Raw genomic sequence first — 21,973 nt, forward strand, 5'->3', positions numbered from 1 at the left:
TACTTCCAACTTTATCAGCGCTTTGTTAAAGCGTCGTAAAGCGTAATATGGACTTTTATTAAATTTATCTATACATATTGTTTTTAACCCATATAAAATCTATACTTCGTCGATAGAAGGCGTATGAGGGAGGAAAAAGGCGTATGAACGTGCATCAGCTAAAAGTATTTTTGGAGATTTGCAAAGTCGGCACGTTAAGTTCGGCAGCGGATAGGCTCGAACTCAAGCAACCGACCGTTAGTTTTCATTTACGGAACTTGGAAGAAGAACTGGATGTCGAATTGTTTCGCAAACAAGGACGCACTCTGCAACCGACCGTAGCGGCGGAAGAATTGCTTCCTTATGCGCGGCGAATCGTGGCTTTAATGGACGATGCAAGGCGGCAGATGCGTTCTCGTTCAGGGCATGAGCGTGTTCGGCTACGTCTGGGTGCGAGCTATACGCCTGCGACTTATTTTATGCCGCCTTACCTCGCCGAATTTCGCCAAAGTAACCCGGATATCGAACTGCAACTCACGGTCAAACAAGCCGGCGGTACGCTCGCAATGTTACGTGGATATGAAATCGACGCCGCGATCGTTTCGTTACCGGATCATGAGGAAAAAGGGCTGATCGTCGTTCCTTTGGTCGAAGACGAGTTGCAGTTGGTCATGAACCCGGCGCATCCACTGAGCCAAATGAGCGAATGGTCGGTCGATCTGTTGAAAGATCAGATTTTCTTGCTGCACGAACCCGGATCGACGTCTCGGCGTCTGACCGAACAATGGGCGCAAGATATTGGGTTGAGCTTTTCTTCCACGATGGAACTCGGCGCGATTGAGACGATCAAAGAAACGCTGCGTTGCAACGATAGCTTAGCCGTACTGCCGCTACGTAGTATTTTGCGCGAAACGCAAAGCGGCGAATTGGTAAGCCGTCCTCTCCCCGGCTACATCAACCGCCGCCGGATTTGCCTCGCCTACCGCGACGAACCTCTCTATTCCGCTCCGGTACGAGAATTTATTCGGTACGTCGAAGAAGTCGCGGATACGCTTAAGCCCAAAACTCTTGTAAAAAGTGCGAACCCCAAGCTCCCATGAAAACCCCGGGAGGTTCGCACCCCGCGCCCCGTAAGGATTTGGGCGCTTTTTCTTGTGTTTTCGCCGCGTTTTGGTTACGCTGATTTTGAGGTTCGCACTTTTGACCTCTGAATCCCTTGCGGGGCAAGGGGTAGAAGTGGGTGCAGTGTCGCTCCCCGTGCGGGAGCGTGGATTGAAACGGAAATCGTCGATAATCAGTACGCGGTCATTCGGGTGTCGCTCCCCGTGCGGGAGCGTGGATTGAAACTATTGCGCGCCCGTAAAAATCGATAACTTCTCCATGTCGCTCCCCGTGCGGGAGCGTGGATTGAAACTTCCTCAGGATCGAAGCAATAATTAGTCCGAATGGGTCGCTCCCCGTGCGGGAGCGTGGATTGAAACTTGTAGCCAGATGTTAACTTCTTCTTTATGTTCCGGGTCGCTCCCCGCGTGGGAGCGTGGATTGAAACAAAGTAATTGCGCTCCTTATTGATCCTTCCGTTAGTCGCTCCCCGCGTGGGAGCGTGGATTGAAACTGAGCGATCCAAAGCCCTTGACCTGACCGCCATTCGTCGCTCCCCGCGTCGGAGCGTGGATTGAAACCAAGTGGGTTTCGAACACGTGTGCGAAGTGTGTCAGTCGCTCCCTGCGTGAGAGCATGGATTGAAACATCGTTCAGGGGCTTTTTTGCTTGCAGAAAGGGGGTCGCTCCCCGTATGGGAGCATGGATTGAAACAGTGGCGTCAATACCTACGTTATACGTAATACCGGAAAAACATATTTAAAAACTACACTAGACAAAGAGTTAATTGATTTAACATTTTGCGTTATACTGTGAATTAAGAATAGGAGGCGATTCCTAATGAGCTTAGAACAAAAATTGATTAACGACTTTTTATCTTTACCCCAAGAAAAACAAATGGAAGTCATTGATTTTGTAGAGTTTCTAAAAACAAAAAATGTATCTCAAACAGAATCTATGATGGACGACATCATTAACGAGAATTTAGCAGCGCTTAAAGAACTCGCTAAATGAAATCGATTACGATTGACCCATTGTTGATCTATCATCAAAAGATCATGAAGGTAACGGGTGGAGCGGATGGAGTCAGAGATCAAGGATTGCTAGAAAGCGCATTGGGTAAAGCTGAACAGACCTTTGATGGTGAAGAGTTGTACCCAGGGCTAACAAGGAAAGTTTCTGTCGTGACATTCTCTTTAATCAAAAATCATCGATTAGTGGATGGAAATAAACGTATTGGAGTAGCGGTTATGCTACTTTTACTTCGATTAAATGGATATTTTATTCGATATAGTCAAGATGAACTCGTTCAATTAGCATTGGGAATAGCAGAAGGAAAATTAAATGAACAAGATATTGGGGAATGGATAATAAGGCATCGAGAATGAAGCTCGGTGTCTTATTCTATATCTTCTTGAATATTAAAAAAGGACCGGTGCTACGTATAACATCATATTCACGCTGCTGGCATACGCCCTTGGTCCAGCATTCGCCGGACACCCGACATACGTCGGGTCGTGAATACAGGAACGATCCATTGTCGATTGAGTCGCTCCCCACGCAGGAGCGCATATCAATCCCAAACACAAAAAAGCAGGCACATTTCCCCGTAGAGGAACTGTACCTGCTTTACGTATCACAAAACCCAACGTAACTAGAAGCGAAAAAGCGTAGGAAGAAATTCAGTGAAGCCAAATCTTTTCGAAGAAAAGAGACTTCGGAAGTATATGCCAGTAGTGTTTGCCTTTGTGGTGCATCTTTTCCCAATTTCAACAAGCGACCTAAAGGCTTTCGAAGAAAGGCACATCGCAAGCATACTCTAACGAATTTCTTTCGGAGCTTTTTCGCTTCCTCACATCATCGAATCATCAATCCCATCTCCCGCGCCCGCTCCATAAGCAGCGGCGCATAGCTCCGAAGCTGATCCACCGGCAATCGCGCCAAAGGTCCCGACACCGACAACGCCGCTGCCAGATTCCCTTTCAGATCGAAGATCGGCGCAGCCACCGATGTCACGCCTTGCTCCCGTTCTTCGACGCTGATCGCATACCCTTCCGCTCGGATCGTACGAAGCTGATCGCGAAACGCTGTGCGATTCGCCGAATCCGGCCAGATCGGATCGCTGATAATATACTCCTGCTCTCGCTCGCTAGAGAACGCGACCAGCACTTTGCTCGAAGCACCGACATATAGCGGCAACCGCGCTCCGACAGGCGCGACCCGGCGAATCGCCTGATTGCTTTGTACTGCTTGAATCCGAAGCCGCTCGCGTCCATCACGAACGTATAAGCTCACCGTCTCGTCCAACTCGTCTCGCAACTTTTCCATCGAAGGAAGCAGTAACAGCGCCGGATCATCCGTGTTCGACAAATGCGCCGACAACTCCCAAATTTTGATGCCCAGCCGATATTTCTCGGTCGACGCATCGCGGCTGACAAAGCCTTTTTCCTCAAGAGTCGTCATTAGACGGTGCACCGTGCTTTTATGCAGACCGACTTCCGCCGCGATCTCGGTCAGACTCAGACTTCCCGTGCGTGTAAAACACATCAATATATCAAGCGCACGCTCTACCGCGCGAACCGTTAATTTGCCGTCTTCCATACAAGGATACCTTCTCTCCCGATTGTTGTTCTCGTTTTGAGTTTCACTCATTCTGTTCACGTTTCATATAAAAGATATAGTGCCGTCCGCGGGTGGCAAAAGACTTTGACTTCCCGCTTGCGCAATCTTTCGTTTGTTACTAATATACCATACTTTTGTTTCATTGGATGAAACAAATACTTTTTTTATGAAACTGTTGGAATCAAAAAATGTTCACCCTTCGCGGATTCTCTACAGCTCAAGTCCTACCTGTCCGATAAAAGAGTTAGGTTTGACTTCGAAGGCATAGGAGCATACCATAAATACAAAGCTTTATTTGACTCACAAAGTCATTCTGTTGAAAAAAATCAAACTTCAAATAAGGAGAGACTGCGATGAATCCCGTTTCCGAAACGCTCGCTCCGTCCAAGCAGCAGAAGGCTGCACACGCGGAGGACCATGTTAAGGAGATTTCGCCGGGTCGTCGTCGGTTGCGTAACATAGCAGTGGCTCTATTCCTATCGATTCTTTTCTTTTTGATTTTCTGCTTCGTCGCACTGCATGCTTATATTGCTTGGGTCTTGTCCAATCCGACCGTCGCGCCGCTATATTCGAATCCGAAGCAAGCGGTCGGCATGGATTATCAGGACATTAGTTTCCCTGCATCCGATGGAAGCCGCATTATGCAAGGCTGGTACATTCCGGCTGGCAGCGCAGACTCGAAGAAAACGATCGTACTCAGCCACGGCTACGGTGCCAACCGCGAAGAAACCTGGATTCCGATGTATGATATCGCGCATTACGCGCATAGACTGAATTTTAACGTCATTATGTTCGATTACGGCTTTGCTTCGCAAGGCAGTAAAGAAGTGGCGACCGGAGGCAAAAAAGAAACGCAGCAACTCCTCGGAGCCGTTCAATATGCCAAGCAAAAAGGAGCCGAGCAAGTCGTCGTATGGGGCTTCTCGATGGGCGGCGGGACTGCGCTTCAAGCCTCTCTTGTCAGCGATGATATCGATGCGATGATCTTGGATAGTGCGTTCTTGCTTCAACCGGATACGCTTTACCATAATATTCGCCAAAATATCGCGTTGCCGCGTCACCCGTCGCTGGAGATTTTGCAGATGTTGTTCCCGGTGCTGAACGGTACGAGTCTCAATCAGATTCCGTACAAACAAGTCGAGCAAGAAGATTATCCGATCCCGATCTTCTTTATCCACGGAACCGAAGATTCCAAAGCACCGTACGAGATTGCCGAGCAACTGGCTGCGAATCAGACCAATCCAAACTCCAGATCGTGGATTGTGCAAGGTTCGCATCACGAATTGATTTTCCGCGAGCATCCTCGCGAATATCTACGCCGCGTCTCAAATTTCCTTGGGGATATTCGTTTGGCAGCTCAAGAAGATATCAAAAACGGGGAAACGGTAAGTCCGTAACTAAACCCTAACTTCATATCCTTTTCAAAAAAAGCCGTGCTACCGACCTTCAATAAGGTAAGTAGCACGGCTTTTCCTATCCCCGATCGTATCGCTGCTTGAGTTCTGCCGACAACCGATCCAGTTCATCCAGCGGCAAATTCGGAGCTTCAGTCAGCACCGTCGCACCTGCATGTTCGATCATCCAATCCATTAGCGACGAGATATAGGCTTCGGACGAAGGCACACCTGCTAATTCATCCAGACTACCCATCGATCCTTCGCGAACATCTGGATAAGCGTCCCCTGGCGTTAAATCCCCGGAAGCTTCGTCGTAAAATTCGCGAGCCAATCTACGGCGTTCTTCGCCGTTGCCTTCTACGATTACGAAACCGGTCAAAATATACGCTTTCGTCTGCCGACGCTGCGCAATTCCGCAAAACTTACGTCCATTGACACTCACATCGTAATCCCCAGGGCAAAAAGCACCTTCGATCTCCCCGGCTTTGGAATCGGTTGTCCACGGCGACGCGGCTCCTGCAATCAGCGACACCATACGTGCAAAATCACCATGTAGTTCGATTTTCCGGTCCGGGTTCGGCAAAATAATCGACACATTGATCACGCCTTCGTCGAGCGGCACCGCAGCTCCGCCGGATACCCGTACCGCGACCGAGCAACCTTCATCGCGTAGTTTGTCCATCGCTTGAGCCGCGCGCGGCAACCGTCGATCCCGCATTCCAATCGTTAGCGCGTAAGGATGTCGCCAGATGTGCATGATCGGTGCTTCCCCTTCTCCGACGCGGCGACACATCATCTCTTCCCAAGCGAGCGGGTACATAATATCTTCCGGCATACTTTCTAGCGGCGGGTTCCAGATACGGATATCGGGATGCCATACTGCGTTCGATTGCTGATTGTCCATACCGATCGCCTCCTGATTGTTGATGTCTAGGTTGCTTTTTTTAAAAAATGATTAGGAATTGCCGTCTTCGACGATTCGCAAACTTTTCGCCATATCCATCAATAGCGGAAGGGCTTTAGCTTTATCCAAATACGTGAACGAGACGATATACGTTTCTCCGCCTTGCTCTACTTGGAAAAAGTCCGCGATTCGTCCGTCGTTAATCGAACCTCGGTATTCTTTGTAGCCCATCAGTTCTTCGGTACGATCGCGCATCAGCGAAGGTTCGATCAACGAATTTTTCGTAACGGTCATAAAAATTTGCTGGCTTTGAAATCCCCAAGCCGTGTCGTTGCCCATCTGAAAAGCTGTTGCGCCTTCCGGTAAATAGACGCCGATCGGGAACTTCGGATGACGCTCGAATGTTCCTGCGATTTGCTCGTTCGGATCATAAGGTTTGAGGTCAAAAAGCGACTGCGTACCTTCCAGCGGCGCTGCTTCCTGATGCCCGATCCAAGCCGGTTTCCCGCAAGCCGTTAGCATAATCAAAACTAAAAGCATCGGCACGATTATTATTTTTTTCATGATTCTTCGCTCCTTTTAAGTTCCACCTTGAATCCCGCTTCCAATCATTTTTTGCTATAAAAAAGAACCTACCGACTTGCCGCACGTTTTTCCAATCCCTTCTTTGATCAAAAAGAGATCGAAACCGCGCCCGGCGCCGGACAGGTTCTTTTCATTCCACTTTAGTTCTTGATCAGGCTCAGACATTCCGCGCGCTGCGCTGCATCGTTACGAAGCACGCCGCGAACCGCCGTTGTCACCGTTTTGCTGCCTGGTTTTTTGACACCACGTGCACACATGCACAAATGTTCGCCTTCGACTACGACCATCACGCCTTTCGGCTGAAGCACCTCGACCAAAATATCGGCGATTTGTGTAGTGATGCGTTCTTGCACTTGCAAACGACGCGTAACCGCTTCGGCTAACCGAGCGAACTTGCTCAGCCCCGCGATCCGTCCGTTCGGAATATAACCTACATGAATTTTACCGAAAAAAGGCGCCATATGATGTTCACACTGGCTATAGTAGACAATATCCTTGACGATAACCAACTCTTCGTGATGCTCGTCGAATGTCACGCCCAAAGCTTCTCTCGGGTCTACATCGTATCCGGCAAAAATTTCTTCGTACATCCGGGTTACGCGTGCAGGTGTATCGAGCAGCCCTTCTCGCTCAGGATCTTCTCCGATAAGCGATAAAATCTGGGAGATATGATGTTCGATCTGTTCACGGTTGTCGCCAACCTTCTTGTTTGTATAATCGTTCACGCCCGCCATGCGTCGCTCCTCCTTACCTCATGCACAGACCGGGCGATATAAGTTCCACCCGATCTATGCAATTCCGATCAACCTTTTCGATTGATCGGAATTTGCGCTTATTTTCTCCGCTTGTTGCTAGGAGGAAACGCGTTACCTTTAGGTGCTTTGCCACCAGGCATACCGCCCGGCATTGCTCCGCCGTTTTTCTTCATCATCTGCTGTGCTTGCTGCATTTGCTTACCGCTCATGTTATAGCCCATTTGCTTAGCCATTTTTTGCAACATTTGCGGATCGTTCTGCATGTTGGTCAGCTGACGACGCAGATAATACACACCAATAAAGAACCCGCCCACCAAACCGACGATCAATGTGACAATCGGTATCACATAATTCCACCACATCGCTGATGTCACCCCACGTTTTTTGACTGTCTGGTGCGTATAGACGCACGAGTTAAGTGTAGCACGAGGCGGCGGTTGCCGCAATTTAATTTACCGATCCAGTCGGCGATTACGCTCGATTTGAAGAAGCTTTTCTTTGATGTCCAGACCGCCTGCATAACCGACCAATTTGCCGCTTGAACCCACAACCCGGTGACACGGGAAAACAAGAGGAAGCGGATTGCGATTGTTCGCGCCGCCGACCGCCCGCACCGCTTTCGGTTTTCCGACGGCTTCGGCGATCCATTTGTAAGAAACCGTCTCTCCGTAACCGATCTGCGCAAGCGCTCGCCAGACTTCGATCTGGAACGGCGTTCCTTGCAGATCGAGCTTCATATCGAATGTTTCCCGTTTGCCTTTGAGATATTCGAAAAGCTGCTTTTTGTAGGGCTTTAATTCTTCCGGTTGGCGAATGAATTCCGCTGCGCCGAACCAGCGCTTGCCCCAGACTTTGATCTTGTCTTCGACAGCTTCGAAATGACCGAAATCGATGCGACATAATCCGTTGTCGCTAGCGGTCAGTACGAGAGGCCCGATCGACGATTGCATCTCGTCGTAGAACAGCGTAGACGCCTTGGCTGCGCTAGGCTTGACGCTATTCGCGCTTGCGCCGCTGTCGCCTGCAACCTTTGGCGTTTGCGGCTCTGGCGAAGCCGGCTGGATGTCCGCCGGCTTGTCGCCTTTGACCTCCGCGCTGCCTAGCCGCGCGTCCGGTTCTGTTCCTTGCGCGCGGCGCGACGGGTCGCCTTTCGCGGGGCGCGGCTTACGCCCTTCGCGCGCTTCGCTGAGCGCAAGACCGATGCGCTCCAGCACTTCCGCGTCTTGCTCCAGCGGCTTCGCGGCGAGCAAGGCTTCTTCGGCTGCCGCGCCGCCGATCCGCCCGATCGACCAAGCGGCAGTGCCGCGCATAATCGGGCGCGGATCGCCCGTCAGCACTTCGGCGAGCTTCGGCATCGCCGCCTCGTCTTTGAAGTTCCCCAGCGCAATTACGGCATTGCGCTGGATCGGCCCTCTGCCGCGCCAAGCAGCGGCAGTGTCGCCGAACTGCTCTTTGAACTGCCGATTGCTCAAATCGAGCAAAGGCAGAAGAAGCGGCTTCGCTTTTTCGGGGTCAGGCTGAAGCTGCGCATGATGCTGCCAATGTTTGCCCTTGTTTTTCGGGCAAACGATCTGGCATGTGTCGCAACCGTATAATCGGTTGCCGATCTTCATCATGAATTCTTCGCTCAGCAGCCCTTTCGTTTGTGTCAGGAACGACACGCAGCGCTGGGCGTTCAGCTCGCCGGGACCGACCAAAGCTCCGGTCGGGCAAGCATCGATGCAGCGCGTACACTCGCCGCAATCGTCTTGCACTTCTTCGTCCGCGCTAAACGGAATATTCGTAATCAGCTCGCCCAGATAGATCCAAGAGCCGTACTTAGGCGAAATAATCATACAGTTTTTGCCTTGAAAACCGATCCCGGCGCGGTGAGCGACCGCTCGGTCGGACAGCACTCCGGTGTCTACCATGTTGACGACGCTTGCCCACGGTACTTTTTCTTTGATAAACTCGACCAACCGCTCCATCGCTTCGCGCAAAACGACATGGTAATCGCGTCCCCAAGCCGAACGTGCCATCATGCCGCGCGTTTTGCCCGGTTCTGATTTCGGCGCGTTTTCAAGTTTCGAAGGATACGCGACCGCAATCGCAATCAGCGATTGCGGATCTTCGTGACTCAGCGCCGGATACGTTCGTTTATCCAAATCCGGTTCTTCGAAGCCGGACTCAAATCCTTTGGCGCGATGTTGTTCCAATCGAACGCGCAGCGATAAGAAAGGATCGGCGGAAGCAAATCCGATATCGTCGATTCCTAAAGACGGCGCCGCTTCGATAATTTCGCGTTTTAACGTTTCCCAAGAAACAGGTTTTGTTTGTACCGCATTGCTTTGCTGGTCGCTCATAACTATCGCTCCTTTCTATGCAGCCTTTGTGCAACCTTTCTTTATCCGCAAAAAAAGACGCTTGATCCGGATGATGCAGCAATTCCGGCAGCGCTTTTGAATGTACTTTTTATCCAACGATCCGTCAGTGAAGCCTTCTCTATTTTACCGCGAATAGTTACAGAAATCGAGTTTAAAAAATAAAAGCATCCCCGTACTCTCCAGCGTCCGTACCGACGTATTCGTCGCACAGGCGCCCGAGGGAACGGGCATGCTTATGTCAGTTCAAGCGGTTCCTTTCCGGGGACACCGCATATATGTGTATGTTCGGCTGATTTGCCACATTCCAAGGCTCCCCGCGCTCGGAATGTTAAGTAAAGTACTCCATTTGGTACAGGCCTAAACTTAATGAACCGCCAAAATGCTCAGCTTCTGGAACGCGTTCAAAATGCGATTCGCTCCGTAACCCATCGCTTCATAAAGCGGCAGTGCAGGCGAATTGTGTTCATCTCCCGATACAAAAATGCTTTTGACTTTACGTTGTTGGAAACGACCTTCCAGCTTCGCAACCAGTGCTTTGCCAATTCCTTGACGACGATAATCCGGATGCACCGCAACTCGGTAATAGCAACCCATCTCGCGTTCGATCGTACCGATCATTACGCCGACAAGCTGATCTCCGTCTTCGGCTACAAGGATCAGTTCCGAATCCCATGACAACTGTCTGGAAAAAGGTCCAATCGTCTTTTCATAACATTCTTCGGATAAAGCGATTTGGAGAAGTTCCGTAATACGGCTAGAATCACTCAATTGAAAAGAACGAACGTTCATATCCTAAATCCCCTTCTTCTTTGGAAATGGCAGCTATGCAAGGTACACTCCATGAAAATATTCATTCATTTCTTGCAAACGCTTACTTGAATCAGGTTTTTACAGAAAAAATAACTTCACTTTACAAAAAAGACAGAAAAAATACGAGGCTACCTGTGGATTTACTTTCCTCACTCGATTATTAAACCATAACTGACATGAAAAAACATCACTTTTATTTCAATAATGACGTATTTCGAGTAATTTCGCTGTTGGCTCTGGTTCTTTTTACACTTTTTTTGCAGATTTCGCTCCTTTTTTCGATCTTTTCACTGTTTACATCCAGCTAATCTTTTTAACAATTCTTTTTGGAAAAATAGGGGCTTTTTATCGGATCATAAGGTTACGGAGAAAAAATGACCTATTGATTTAAAGAAAGTGTTCCTGTTTAATAAAGTGTAAGGACGACCCTGTGTACATCTTATGTGAGCTACATCTTTGCAGCAGGTAGCGTCGTTAAATCCAACTTAAGCAGGAGGTAATCTTATCATGGCTTTTGAACTACCAGCACTGCCGTATTCGAATGACGCGCTTGAACCTCATATCGACGCACAAACGATGGAAATCCACCACGATCGCCATCACAACACATACGTAACAAACCTGAACAACGCTCTGGAAAGCGCTCCGGAACTGCAAGGTAAATCTCTGGAAGACCTGATCGCTAACATCGACAGCGTACCGGAAAGCATTCGCACAGCAGTTCGCAACAACGGCGGCGGACACCATAACCACAGCCTGTTCTGGACAGTTATCGGACCAAACGGCGGCGGCGCTCCTTCGGGCGACCTCGCAGCAGCAATCGATAGCGACCTCGGTGGTTTCGATAAATTCAAAGAAGATTTCGCAAAAGCAGCTACAACTCGTTTCGGTAGCGGCTGGGCTTGGCTCGTTGTCGGCAAAGACGGCAAACTGGCAGTAACAAGCACGCCTAACCAAGACAGCCCGATCATGGAAGGTCAAACGCCGATCCTCGGTCTGGACGTATGGGAGCACGCTTACTACCTGAAATTCCAAAACAAACGCCCTGACTACATCTCCACTTTCTGGAACGTAGTAAACTGGGATGAAGTATCCAAACGTTTCGCAGCAGCGAAATAATTGAGACTCATCGATTTCATTCGGACGATGCGCTAACCCGCATCCCGGATAACCAGATAAAAAAGCCGCTCCTCAGGAGCGGCTTTTTTGTTGCTCATTTCTTTCGTATTTATCTTTATCTTAAAAAAGCACACCGTACACTGTAAAAAAAATGGCGCATGACATTTTTCCGTAATCTCGAAGTTATCAATTCGAAACTCATATTCAAGAGTACTGAAAAGTACTTCTTTTTGCAGTTGCGCAGAGATTCAAGAATCGAAGCGCACTACTCCCTTCGCTCGCCGCCCCACACATCGCATGAAGTAGCGGAGAGAGAAATTCAGTGAAGGAATGGAATGTTCGCCTTTGAAATCGGGAAAATTCCTAACTCAAATTCCAATCAAATTTTCCCGATTTCAACACGCGACCTAAAGACTTTCGAAGAAAGGCATATCGTAAGCATACGCTAACGAATTTCTCTCGCAGCGCCTCACCTCGATGCAAAATACTCATTTAATATATTCAAAAACAAATTCGGAAAAGCAATCTCTTTCATCCCGTCCGGCGAAATCCAGCGCCACTCTTCCCCATCTTCCGCATCGTCAAAGTCAGCCGCCGACTCCGGCACAGCCACTTCATACGGCACGCCGCTTTCCGCAACCAATTTCTCCAACACTTCCGGTTCTTCGTGGGCGATCAACACATTCATCGTCCAATGAATATGACTGAACGTATGCTCGGCAGTCATATAAGGCGTCATCGGCGACCAAGACAATCCGCGATCCTCCAGTAATTCTTCAAGCTGCGCGATATCAATACCGAGATCTTCGCCGGATGCCGCGACGTGCGGCACTTCCCACATCCCTGCCAACAACCCCGTTTTCGGGCGGCGCCGAATCAAGACTTGCCCTTCATGCTCGCCTGTACCTTCCAACAAGATCGCTAGGCGCTGTTCAGGACGCGGCTTTTTGGCTTTGGTTTTAACCGGCAAGTCCCGTTCCATGCCTTCGATCCGTCCTCGGCAATGCTCCATCACCGGGCAAATCAAGCAATGCGGCGATTTTGGCGTGCAGATCAAAGCTCCCAATTCCATCAATGCCTGATTGAAGTCCGAAGCTCGACCTTCTGGAATTAGACCCGGAATGATTTTCTCCATCCCGATTCTGGTTTTTGGCTTTGCAATGTCGTCTTCGATCAAAAAATATCGGGACAACACGCGCATCACATTGCCGTCTACCGCAGGTTCCGGCTGATTGAACGCGATACTCAAGATCGCTCCCGCTGTATAAGGCCCGACCCCTTTTAACGCAAATACATCTTCACGCCGCGAAGGCATTTTGCCTTCATGACGTTCTACGATCTGCTGCGCGGCGGCTTGCAGATTACGTGCCCGGGAATAGTAGCCTAATCCTTCCCACATCTTTACCACATCTTCTTGCGGCGCTTCCGCGAGATCGACAATCGTCGGGAACCGCTCAATAAACCGATGGAAATACGGAATCACCGTATCGACGCGTGTTTGTTGCAACATAATTTCCGATACCCAAATAAAATACGGATCGCGGTGTCTGCGCCATGGCAAATCACGTTTGCTCCGATCGTACCAAATCAACAATTCGCGGCTAAAATAAGCCCGACTTTCCTCCGCTTCAATACTAACGATTCGCTCCCATACACTCACTTCATTTTCTGTTCCTGTCTCTTTATTCGATTCGTTACTCATCCCGATGTCGTCCTTTCCACTACCGCAAACGCCGAAGCCATCCCCGGCTGATGCGTAATACTTAAATGAACCGTATATTCTTTCTGCCCGGGCAGATCGAGCCTTTGCCAAGCTCCGTCTGATAACTTCACCACAGGTTTCCCTAGATGATCTGGAACAATCTCAATATCTTCAAATCCGACCTGATGCCCGATTCCGCAACCCAAAGCTTTGACAATCGCTTCTTTTGCCGCAAAACGCCCCGACACAAATTCCGCTAATCTCGCTCCACGCTTTTCCGCGATCTCAAGCTCTGCCGGCGTCAATACACGCTGCATGAACCTTTCCTTTTGCCGCCCATCTAACACCTTAACGACCCGCCCGATCTCCAATAAATCATGACCGATTCCGTAGATCATCCCCGACTCCCCCATCAAAAGCTCGCCATCTATTTTCTTTCTTAATCTTCAATATATTCTCTTTATTTTTGACTCTTACTCTCTATCCCGGTGTACGCTCTCCATTAAGATTCCACCCCATATTGTATCAAGATAAACAATCGAACTCCAGTTCCTCTTTCTATTTTGTCTTTTCCTTGCTTTTTCTAGATACAAGAAAGACCTGCCCCTAATCAGGCAGGTCTTTCTTGTATCTATTCTCTTCTCTTACCCTCACCCTACAAAAAAACCGAGCGTACCTGGAAGCGAAAAGGCAGAGAGAGAAAGTTTGTGAAGGAGGTGAAGCATTTCGAAGAAATGCACTTCGGAAGCATATGCTAGTTCGCCTTTGTGGTGCAGATTTTCCGGTAATATACCGTTAAATTTGCACCGCTAATCGGGAAAATTCCTAACTAAAATTCCAATCATCTTTTCCCGATTTCAACACGCGACCTAAAGGCTTTCGAAGAAAGGCACATCGTAAGCATACGCTAACGAATTTCTCTCGTAGCCTTTTCGCTTCCCGCACCACAGTAAAGCCGAAGTTTTTAAATCCCCGGAATCGGATTCCGCTTATGCACCGTTTTTTTATAAAAACTCTCCAACAGATTCTGCACTTTCGGCGAGACTTCTTTGCCTTCCAAGTAATCGCTGTTCTCGTCATACGTAATCCCAAGTTCCGTCTCGTCCGTTTGCCCAACCCATAGTCCAGCCGTTGGCGCTTTCGTCACGATCTCAGCAGGAACACCGAGTGCCGAAGCCACTTGGCGCACTTGACGTTTGTTCAGCGTGGACAATGGCGTAATATCGACCGCGCCGTCGCCCCACTTCGTATAGAATCCGGTTACGGCTTCCGAAGCGTGATCGGTACCGACTACGATCAGATTCATCTCGAACGACAGCGCATATTGCACGACCATACGCGTTCTCGCTTTGATGTTGCCTTTGCCTTTGTCCGTCATTTTGCGCGGGTTCTCGATATCGAGTTTTTCGAAGCTTTTCTCGACCGTCTGCGAGACATGATCGACCGCATCTTGGATATTCGTTTCTACCGTATGAGTCAGACCGAAAGCTTTTGCCGTTGCGTAACTGTGCTCGATATCCGATTGGTCGCCATAAGGTTGGAATACACCGAGCGTGATGTACTCTTTGCCATTTTCTTGCGTCAACTCGTCTGTCGCACGTTTGCAAAGCCCGGTTGCCACTGCGCTATCTACGCCGCCGCTAATGGCGATCAATAGACCGTTAGCACCTGCTGCAAGCACATACTGCTTCAAAAAATCGACCCGTTTACGAATCTCTGCTTCAGGATCGATCGTCGGTTGTACACCAAGTTCAGCGATAATCTGTTGCTGTAAATTCATCGTGACACTCTCCTTTATCTCATCCGAAATAATAAAGCTTTCTTCACCATTATACCCATAGCAGCCTGACATCGCACTTCCACAGACGAAAAAAAGCCTCGACGAACCGCAAAGGTTCGAACGAGACTTTTCAAAAAATTATACGCAATATTCGTCGAAAGCACGTGACAGATCGTCCGCGATATCGCCGGCAGAACGGTCTTCAATCGAATGGCGCTCGATGAAATGTACCAATTCGCCGTCTTTGAACAATGCGATCGAAGGCGAAGACGGTGGGTACGGCGCGAAATATTCGCGAGCTTGCGCCGTCGCTTCTTTGTCTTGTCCAGCAAATACAGTGAACAAATTAGTCGGTACTTTCTCGTTTTTCAGCGCTTCGGCAACGCCCGGACGGCATTGACCTGCTGCGCATCCGCATACCGAATTGATTACGACAAGGGTCGTTCCTGTAGCATTTGGAAGATTTTCTTCCACTTCTTCGGGTGTACGCAATTCGCGAATTCCGAGTGTAGTCAGTTCATCGCGCATCGGTTGAATCATATCGCGCATATATTGATCGAAAGACATAGCCATATTCGATTCACTCCTCCAAGTCATTGATGTGCTTTTATTATACCGTGAGCCCTAACCAAAGGAAAGCTGTTTCCCAATCATATGTCCCACTTTGCCAATCTTGCCACAAAAGATCCTTTTTCGCAAATAGCTTAAGCTAAGATTCGACAACGACTTGCTCTTTTTCATACGCCTGAACTTTAGCAAAATCGATCTGAACTTCCGTGCCGACGCCAACCGTTGATTGAATCGATAATTTGCCGCCGTGCCGTTCCGCGATTCCCGAGCACAATGCCAGACCCAGACCCGTTCCGGTTTTTTTCGTGGTAAAAAAAGGTTGCCGGATCTGCTTGAGCGTCTCATCCGAAATGCCGGGACCATTGTCTTTGACCCGCAGACGCCAATGTTCGTTACAATCTTCGATTGCAATCACCAACTCGCCTTTATCACCCATTGCCTCTAGTGCATTTCGCGCCAAATTCAGAATCAATTGCTTGATTTCTCCGGGATGCATCGGCATTTCTTCTCCTTGCGTTCCTTCTTCGATCCGGATCGTCTGACTGCGAAGATTAGCATCGGCTTGAAGCAAAGGCCACAAGTCATCGACAACCGAACGCAGCGTCCTTCGCTCGTTCATTTTTTGCTTGGTGCGCGCCAATGCTAAAAAGTCGTCGATAATCCCTCCGGCACGGTCCAGCTCGGACAACACGATTTTGTAATAATGGTCGTATTCTTCTGGCGTTTTGCGTTGCAGAATTTGCAAATATCCACGGACTACCGCCATAGGATTACGAACTTCGTGGGTGACGCCAGCCGCCATTTGACCGATCAGATTCAAGCGATTCATATCTTCAAGCTCTGCTCGCATTCGCTCAATTTCAGTCACATCGTAGATACTGCATACCGCGCCGAATGCTTCATGATGATCGGTATAGGTCGGTGAAAAATACATATTGAATGTTCGCCCATCAAGAGCCATCGTATGTTCTACGTTTCGATTTTCTTGGATCGTTCTTTCGAGCGCTTGCAAAAAAGCAGGTTCTGCTCTCATTCCCATCGACTCCATAAGTTTCGAAAAATTTTGACCAATGATCATCTCGCGAGTAATCGTAGGAATCCGACTACTGACCGCACCAAAAGCTCGATCGTTAATATTCGTAATCCGAGCTTCGCGGTCAAGCATAAGTGCAATACCCGGTAAGGTTTCCATAAAAGCCTTTAACTTGACTTCTTCTTCAATTACGCGCTCGCGCATGACTCCTGCTTCTTCCGTAAGTAAATACCGATCTTGCGCATCGCGCCTTGAATACAGCAACAATAACCCCGCTGTGATTCCAGCAAGCAGTTCAATGATTACTCTTGGAATCGCGACCCAGTGATTACTAACCAGCGCATATTCTTGGATATGAAAAAAAGCATGCGGCGCGTAGGTCAATAGTAGCCAACTAATCAGTACGATTCTTCGGCGTGTGCGAGACAGCGTAAGCAGATAAGGCCTAGACAATGCTAAGATCAGCAGTGCAACTGTTTCTACCCAGACATAAGGAGCTTCGCCGATCTGCGCAAATATGGAGCCGATAATCCCATACAAAGCGACAAGAGGAAATACACCTTTTTTGATCCCATACAAAATACCCATACCGGTTGGTAATAACGATAAGTGCCCATCAATTCGCGTACTGCCTGCATCCAAAAACCAACACATCAACAAAGAAGCAGCGCTCGCGAAAGTAAAAGCAATTCCCACAGAATCTCCATCATTTTTCAGCATTAATCTAGGTAAACGGGTACGGATAAAAGTTTCAAAAGAAGGTACAAGCAAAACGGGGAGCGAAGCGAATAAGATTTGGATGATGAATACTTTTAACAGTTCCACTGTGCCTATACCTCCTCTGGGTATGCGTACATTTCACTGCATCATGGAGAGCGGTTTTTTCCATAATAAAGAAAAAAGACTATGCTTTGATTAAAACATAATCGTCTTTCCGATACAATATACCCAGTGCATAGCTTTGAATAACAGGAATAAAGGTTGCTATTGCGTCAAAAGAACGAATGCAGCCGAACAGACCTCAACGCCAGCAATGGGTTTGTGCTATTATAGATGAAGAAATCAATCAGAAAAGGAAGATGTATTTTGGATTATGACGTAATCGTCGTAGGCGGCGGTTCGGCGGGCTTGATGGCGGCAGTTGCGGCGGGAGAAAAAGGAGCACGTGTGCTCTTGCTCGATAAAGGCGATAAGCTGGGGCGCAAGCTCGGCATTTCAGGTGGCGGACGCTGTAACGTAACGAATAACAAAGAGTTTGACGATTTAATCAAATGGATTCCCGGCAATGGTCGGTTTTTGTATAGTGCTTTGTCTCAATTTGGCAGTCGCGATATCATCGCCTTTTTCGAAGGGCTGGGTATTGCATTGAAAGAAGAAGATAACGGACGGATGTTCCCGGTTAGCGATCGCGCCAAAACGGTTGTCGATGCGCTTGTCGGTCAAGTCCGTTCTCTTGGCGTTGAAGTCCGAATCAATACGCCTGTCGAGCGGATTTTGTACGCAGATGGACAAGTCTCCGGCGTATTGTTGAAAAACGGAACCAAATATTCGGCGGCTTGCGTGATCGCGGCAGTCGGCGGAAAATCCGTGCCGAAAACAGGTTCGACCGGCGACGGTTATCCGTGGGCGGAAGATGCCGGGCATACGATTACGAAGCTTTTCCCGACAGAAGTTCCGATCACTTCGGGTGCGGCTTTTATTCAAAGCAAAGAACTGCAAGGCTTGTCGCTGCGCGAGATCGAACTTACCGTCTGGAATGCCAAAGGCAAAAAGCTGGTGACGCACACCGGCGATATGCTGTTTACCCACTTCGGATTATCCGGCCCAGCGGCGCTGCGATGCAGTCAATACGTTGTCAAAGAATTGGATAAACAAGCCGGCGGTACGGTGCGAGTCACGGTGGATCTGATGCCGAACAGCAGCGCAGACGATGTATACCGCGAGACATTCAATCTAACCGCAGCCGATCCGAAAAAAGCGATCAAAAACGTGCTCAAAACGGTAATTCCCGAGAAGTTGATTCCTCTACTATTGATTCGCGCGGAACTGGATGAAATGCTGACGCATGACAATATTCCAAAAGCGAAATGGATCGAACTCTCGAAGTTGATCAAAGCGTTCCCAATTCCGGTCAACGGCACGTTGTCGATCGAAGATGCGTTTGTGACCGGCGGCGGTGTGCATCTGAAAGAAATCGATCCGTATTCGATGGAATCGAAATTGACGAGCGGATTATACTTTTGCGGAGAATTGCTGGATATCCACGGGTATACCGGAGGCTACAATATTACAGCGGCGTTCTCGACCGGTCATGCAGCCGGAAGCAACGCGGCGATCAAAGCTTCGGAACTTCGTGCGACTTTATCCTAATTGAAGAAAAAGATAGAATTGAAAAAAGCTAGATTGGAGATCAAACTCCGGTCTAGCTTTTTTTGTTTGGGCAGGATTTGAGATCAAAAAGCCGTTCAAATTTGAACCTTTCGTGAAATTGTACAAATTTTAATCAATTCATTACGAAAAGTGTGATAAATGACACATTTTGTAGGCAATGGGGTGGATTAAGATAAATTTAAATCTTTTATCTGATTTCGAAAGGCGGGAATAATATGATTTCGATCCAAAACCGAGATACCGAGTTATCCCTTCATTTGTATAAGGTGTTCGCCAAATCATTCAAAAGCGTCAGTGAACATACGGTCAGCAGCGGTAAAATTCCGGGCTTTAACTCGACAGCTTTTGCTGTCCTTGAATTGCTTTATTTGAAAGGGCAACAGCCGATTCAACAGATCGGAGCCAATCTTCTGCTGCAAAGCGGAAACGTTACGTATGTCATCGATAAATTAGAAAGTCACGGTCTACTCATTCGCCGCCCTTGCCCCAATGATCGCCGCGTCAGTTATGCGGATTTGACTGAAACGGGACGTGTGCTGATGGACGAAGCCCATCCTCCTTACGCGCAGCAACTCACAAGTGCATTCAGCGGGCTGGATGAACAAGAAAAATTGCAACTGATTACGTTATTAAAAAAGATGGGCAAAGAAGCTCAGCGGCTCTCACCCGCAACGCGTAAATCTTAAACAAAAAGACGATTGCCCGCTTGATCCAGGGCAATCGTCTTTTTTTAACAACGACTCCATTATTCGCGCGGTTCCGGAGGACGCTTGCTAAGCGGAATTACCGCAATCAATCCCAAGACCGTCAAGATCAACATCACGATAAACAATTGGTGAAGGCCGCCTTCGAGTATACCGGACAAGCTGGCAAGTTTATCCGCCGGCATCTCGGAACGTCCGTGTTCGGATAACAACAAGTTGATATCCGCTTCGCTTGCTCCGGAAGTTCCTTGATCCGATAACAATACCGCATTCAAAAACGTACCGAAAAAAGCAACGCCAAGGGTCTGACCGAGCGTACGCAAAAACGTGTTCAATGCGGTCGAAGCTCCGCGTAGCGAATAGCCAACCGAGGACTGCGCCACGATCGTAAAGACAGTGAGCGACATCCCGAAACCCAAGCCGAGTACTAACATCAATAGAGGCAAAACATAGATTGGCGCATCGCCGCCAAGCAGCGTAACGCCTGCGATGCCAAGCACCAAAGCCGTTAACCCGATAACGGCTGAATTGCGTGCGCCGCTTTTGGCAATCATTTTACCGCTAATGAACGATCCGGCTATCCAAGTGAAAGACATCGGCGCAAGCAGCATACCGGACAATACCGCACTTCCTAATTGAACCCCTTGTACCCACAGCGGAATATACGTGGTTAGACCGATCAATAGCGTACTGACGAAGATTGCAGCGATACTCGAAAAGGTAATATCGCGTATGCGGAACAACTTGAGTGGAACCATCGGCTCAGCCGCACGGCTTTCGATCCACACGAACAAGACCAGCATAATGATTGCGCCTGCCAATAACGCGATTAATAACGGCGAATCCCATGCAGCCGATTGCCCGCCTGAAGTGAGAGCGAGTAACAATGCGGTCATGCCGATCGAGAACGTAGCCGCTCCCGCCCAGTCGATCTGAGCTTTTTTGCGTACCCGTTCTTCTTTCAAAAACACCATAATAAACGCTACAGCAAGTAACCCGAACGGGACGTTAATCCCGAAAATCCAGCGCCAGGAAAAAGTATCGACCAGATAACCGCCAAGCAGCGGTCCCACGAGCGACGCGATGCCCCAGACCGAACTGACCATGCCTTGAATCTTGCCGCGTTCTTCCATCTTATACAGATCGCCAATGATCGTATAGGTCACGGGAATAACAGCACCTGCACCAATACCTTGCAACGCGCGAAAAGCGATCAATTGCTCCATGCCTTGCGCGAATCCGCATAACGCAGATCCTACGATAAACAAAATACAGCCGAGCAAAAAGATTGGCTTGCGTCCGAACAGATCGCTAAGCTTGCCAAAGATCGGCGTGGTGACTGCCATCGTGAGCAAATAAGCGGCAAATACCCAACTCATCAGCGAAGCGGCTTCAAATTCTCCGACGATCGAAGGCGTAGCGGGGCTGATCACCGTTCCTTCGATTGCCGCTAGAAACGTCGAGAGCATAAGACCCGCGACTACGTATTTACGTCTGTCTTGCAGTTGTGTCACGGCTGTACAATCCTCTCGTATTCAATTCTCGATCGCTGCGACTTGGGCAATATATCTCCCTCAGACAGCGACACATCTGTCTATTTTATCATGGAAATGCTCAGTTGGTTCAGCTTTGTCAGAGATTTCATAAGCTATAAAAATCCCCGAATGTTCTCTTTGACGATCAGAGAACACTCGGGGATTCAGACATCTGAGACAGGGTTTACTCTCAGAAGTCGTTTGATCTGTGTACATGAAGCGAAAACTTATACGCCCGCCATTTTCGCGTTGCCACTTTCGCTGAGCACTTCCGAGCACATATTGCCAAGTGCGCTGCGGATTTTGCGAAGCTCGGTGATGCCGGCGCCAGTCAGTGTGTACTCTTCGCCGTGTGCAGTCAGTAGATTTTCAGTCGCTAGATTTTCTAGCTCTTGCTTAACCTCCCGATCTGCGACCCGGTAACCGACACGCTCCAATTTCGGTAGCGCTTCGCGGATCGAAATGTCTTGTTCTTCCGCGTAATGCAGTAAATGAATCCGTATAAATAAATTCTGCGTTGCCGCTTGCATAGCCTGTTCCTCCATTCAATCAACGTTATTTTGTAGGTATAGGATTTGAGTTATCCACTACTTACCCTCACGCCGAATTCGGGAAACACTCGG

At 48.7% G+C, this 21,973-nt stretch carries 21 protein-coding genes; 7 read left to right on the top strand and 14 right to left on the bottom strand.

Translation table 11 applies throughout. The annotated features are described in order from the left end of the window. Positions 1 to 143: 143 nt before the first annotated feature. The 3 genes from NOM90_RS10635 (at position 144) to NOM90_RS10645 (ending at position 2,468) form a co-directional block, all read left to right on the top strand. Positions 144 to 1,079 carry a LysR family transcriptional regulator gene (locus NOM90_RS10635; protein ID WP_255941915.1) on the top strand — a complete coding sequence of 312 codons (936 nt, stop codon included), beginning with the start codon at positions 144 to 146 and terminating at the stop codon, positions 1,077 to 1,079. Between the two features lie 841 nt (positions 1,080 to 1,920). After that, positions 1,921 to 2,094 (top strand): hypothetical protein, encoded by a 174-nt coding sequence (locus NOM90_RS10640; protein WP_255941917.1) that lies wholly within the window; start codon positions 1,921 to 1,923, stop codon positions 2,092 to 2,094. Beyond that, complete coding sequence (locus tag NOM90_RS10645) at positions 2,091 to 2,468, top strand: type II toxin-antitoxin system death-on-curing family toxin (protein WP_255941919.1); 378 nt, start codon at positions 2,091 to 2,093, stop codon at positions 2,466 to 2,468. Before NOM90_RS10640 ends, NOM90_RS10645 begins: the two co-directional genes overlap by 4 nt. 469 nt (positions 2,469 to 2,937) lie before the next feature. Here the strand turns inward: NOM90_RS10645 and NOM90_RS10650 are convergent, their stop codons facing one another. After that, positions 2,938 to 3,681 (bottom strand): IclR family transcriptional regulator, encoded by a 744-nt coding sequence (locus NOM90_RS10650; RefSeq protein ID WP_255941920.1) that lies wholly within the window; start codon positions 3,679 to 3,681, stop codon positions 2,938 to 2,940. 374 nt (positions 3,682 to 4,055) lie between these two features. Here NOM90_RS10650 and NOM90_RS10655 point away from each other — a divergent pair, with 374 nt between their 5' ends. Next, positions 4,056 to 5,099 (top strand): alpha/beta hydrolase, encoded by a 1,044-nt coding sequence (locus NOM90_RS10655; protein WP_255941921.1) that lies wholly within the window; start codon positions 4,056 to 4,058, stop codon positions 5,097 to 5,099. 76 nt (positions 5,100 to 5,175) lie between these two features. Here the strand turns inward: NOM90_RS10655 and NOM90_RS10660 are convergent, their stop codons facing one another. From NOM90_RS10660 to NOM90_RS10685, 6 genes are all read right to left on the bottom strand, one after another. Then, complete coding sequence (locus NOM90_RS10660; RefSeq protein ID WP_255941923.1) at positions 5,176 to 6,003, bottom strand: lipoate--protein ligase family protein; 828 nt, start codon at positions 6,001 to 6,003, stop codon at positions 5,176 to 5,178. Between the two features lie 51 nt (positions 6,004 to 6,054). Then, positions 6,055 to 6,567 (bottom strand): hypothetical protein, encoded by a 513-nt coding sequence (locus tag NOM90_RS10665; RefSeq protein ID WP_255941925.1) that lies wholly within the window; start codon positions 6,565 to 6,567, stop codon positions 6,055 to 6,057. Between the two features lie 161 nt (positions 6,568 to 6,728). After that, a complete protein-coding gene (gene folE, locus NOM90_RS10670) occupies positions 6,729 to 7,322 on the bottom strand; it encodes a GTP cyclohydrolase I FolE (RefSeq protein ID WP_255941927.1) in 594 nt (197 codons plus the stop codon). Positions 7,323 to 7,420: 98 nt separating this feature from the next. Then, positions 7,421 to 7,705, bottom strand: coding sequence for a YneF family protein (locus tag NOM90_RS10675; RefSeq protein WP_255941929.1), 285 nt, complete (start codon positions 7,703 to 7,705; stop codon positions 7,421 to 7,423). Positions 7,706 to 7,795: 90 nt separating this feature from the next. After that, positions 7,796 to 9,685 (bottom strand): tRNA epoxyqueuosine(34) reductase QueG, encoded by a 1,890-nt coding sequence (queG, locus tag NOM90_RS10680; protein WP_255941931.1) that lies wholly within the window; start codon positions 9,683 to 9,685, stop codon positions 7,796 to 7,798. A 384-nt stretch (positions 9,686 to 10,069) separates the two neighbouring features. Beyond that, positions 10,070 to 10,495, bottom strand: coding sequence for a GNAT family N-acetyltransferase (locus NOM90_RS10685; RefSeq protein WP_255941932.1), 426 nt, complete (start codon positions 10,493 to 10,495; stop codon positions 10,070 to 10,072). Positions 10,496 to 11,023: 528 nt separating this feature from the next. On the opposite strand from NOM90_RS10685, the gene NOM90_RS10690 reads away from it, so the two are divergent. Then, complete coding sequence (locus NOM90_RS10690) at positions 11,024 to 11,635, top strand: superoxide dismutase (RefSeq protein ID WP_255941933.1); 612 nt, start codon at positions 11,024 to 11,026, stop codon at positions 11,633 to 11,635. A 469-nt stretch (positions 11,636 to 12,104) separates the two neighbouring features. Here the strand turns inward: NOM90_RS10690 and mutY are convergent, their stop codons facing one another. The 5 genes from mutY to NOM90_RS10715 form a co-directional block, all read right to left on the bottom strand. Further along, a complete protein-coding gene (gene mutY, locus NOM90_RS10695; RefSeq protein ID WP_255942424.1) occupies positions 12,105 to 13,268 on the bottom strand; it encodes an A/G-specific adenine glycosylase in 1,164 nt (387 codons plus the stop codon). A gap of 65 nt (positions 13,269 to 13,333) precedes the next feature. Further along, positions 13,334 to 13,735, bottom strand: a complete 402-nt coding sequence (gene acpS, locus NOM90_RS10700; protein WP_255941934.1) for a holo-ACP synthase — start codon at positions 13,733 to 13,735, stop codon at positions 13,334 to 13,336. A gap of 566 nt (positions 13,736 to 14,301) precedes the next feature. Further along, positions 14,302 to 15,117 carry an ammonia-dependent NAD(+) synthetase gene (nadE, locus tag NOM90_RS10705; protein ID WP_255941935.1) on the bottom strand — a complete coding sequence of 272 codons (816 nt, stop codon included), beginning with the start codon at positions 15,115 to 15,117 and terminating at the stop codon, positions 14,302 to 14,304. A gap of 138 nt (positions 15,118 to 15,255) precedes the next feature. Beyond that, positions 15,256 to 15,690 (bottom strand): BrxA/BrxB family bacilliredoxin, encoded by a 435-nt coding sequence (locus NOM90_RS10710; protein ID WP_255941936.1) that lies wholly within the window; start codon positions 15,688 to 15,690, stop codon positions 15,256 to 15,258. A gap of 136 nt (positions 15,691 to 15,826) precedes the next feature. Continuing rightward, positions 15,827 to 17,545 carry a two-component system sensor histidine kinase NtrB gene (locus tag NOM90_RS10715; protein WP_255941938.1) on the bottom strand — a complete coding sequence of 573 codons (1,719 nt, stop codon included), beginning with the start codon at positions 17,543 to 17,545 and terminating at the stop codon, positions 15,827 to 15,829. A 261-nt stretch (positions 17,546 to 17,806) separates the two neighbouring features. Here NOM90_RS10715 and NOM90_RS10720 point away from each other — a divergent pair, with 261 nt between their 5' ends. Together NOM90_RS10720 and NOM90_RS10725 are read left to right on the top strand one after the other, a co-directional pair. Then, entirely contained in the window at positions 17,807 to 19,090 is a 1,284-nt protein-coding gene (locus NOM90_RS10720) for a BaiN/RdsA family NAD(P)/FAD-dependent oxidoreductase (RefSeq protein WP_255941939.1), read from the top strand. A gap of 236 nt (positions 19,091 to 19,326) precedes the next feature. Beyond that, positions 19,327 to 19,797 carry a MarR family winged helix-turn-helix transcriptional regulator gene (locus NOM90_RS10725; RefSeq protein ID WP_255941940.1) on the top strand — a complete coding sequence of 157 codons (471 nt, stop codon included), beginning with the start codon at positions 19,327 to 19,329 and terminating at the stop codon, positions 19,795 to 19,797. Positions 19,798 to 19,856: 59 nt separating this feature from the next. Here NOM90_RS10725 and NOM90_RS10730 read toward each other — a convergent pair whose 3' ends face one another. Together NOM90_RS10730 and NOM90_RS10735 are read right to left on the bottom strand one after the other, a co-directional pair. Further along, positions 19,857 to 21,284, bottom strand: coding sequence for an MDR family MFS transporter (locus NOM90_RS10730; RefSeq protein WP_305121001.1), 1,428 nt, complete (start codon positions 21,282 to 21,284; stop codon positions 19,857 to 19,859). A gap of 293 nt (positions 21,285 to 21,577) precedes the next feature. After that, positions 21,578 to 21,880, bottom strand: a complete 303-nt coding sequence (locus tag NOM90_RS10735; protein WP_255941942.1) for a hypothetical protein — start codon at positions 21,878 to 21,880, stop codon at positions 21,578 to 21,580. Positions 21,881 to 21,973 lie beyond the last annotated feature (93 nt).

Source organism: Saccharibacillus sp. JS10 (assembly GCF_024436065.1).
Classification (GTDB): Bacteria; Bacillota; Bacilli; order Paenibacillales; family Paenibacillaceae; genus Saccharibacillus.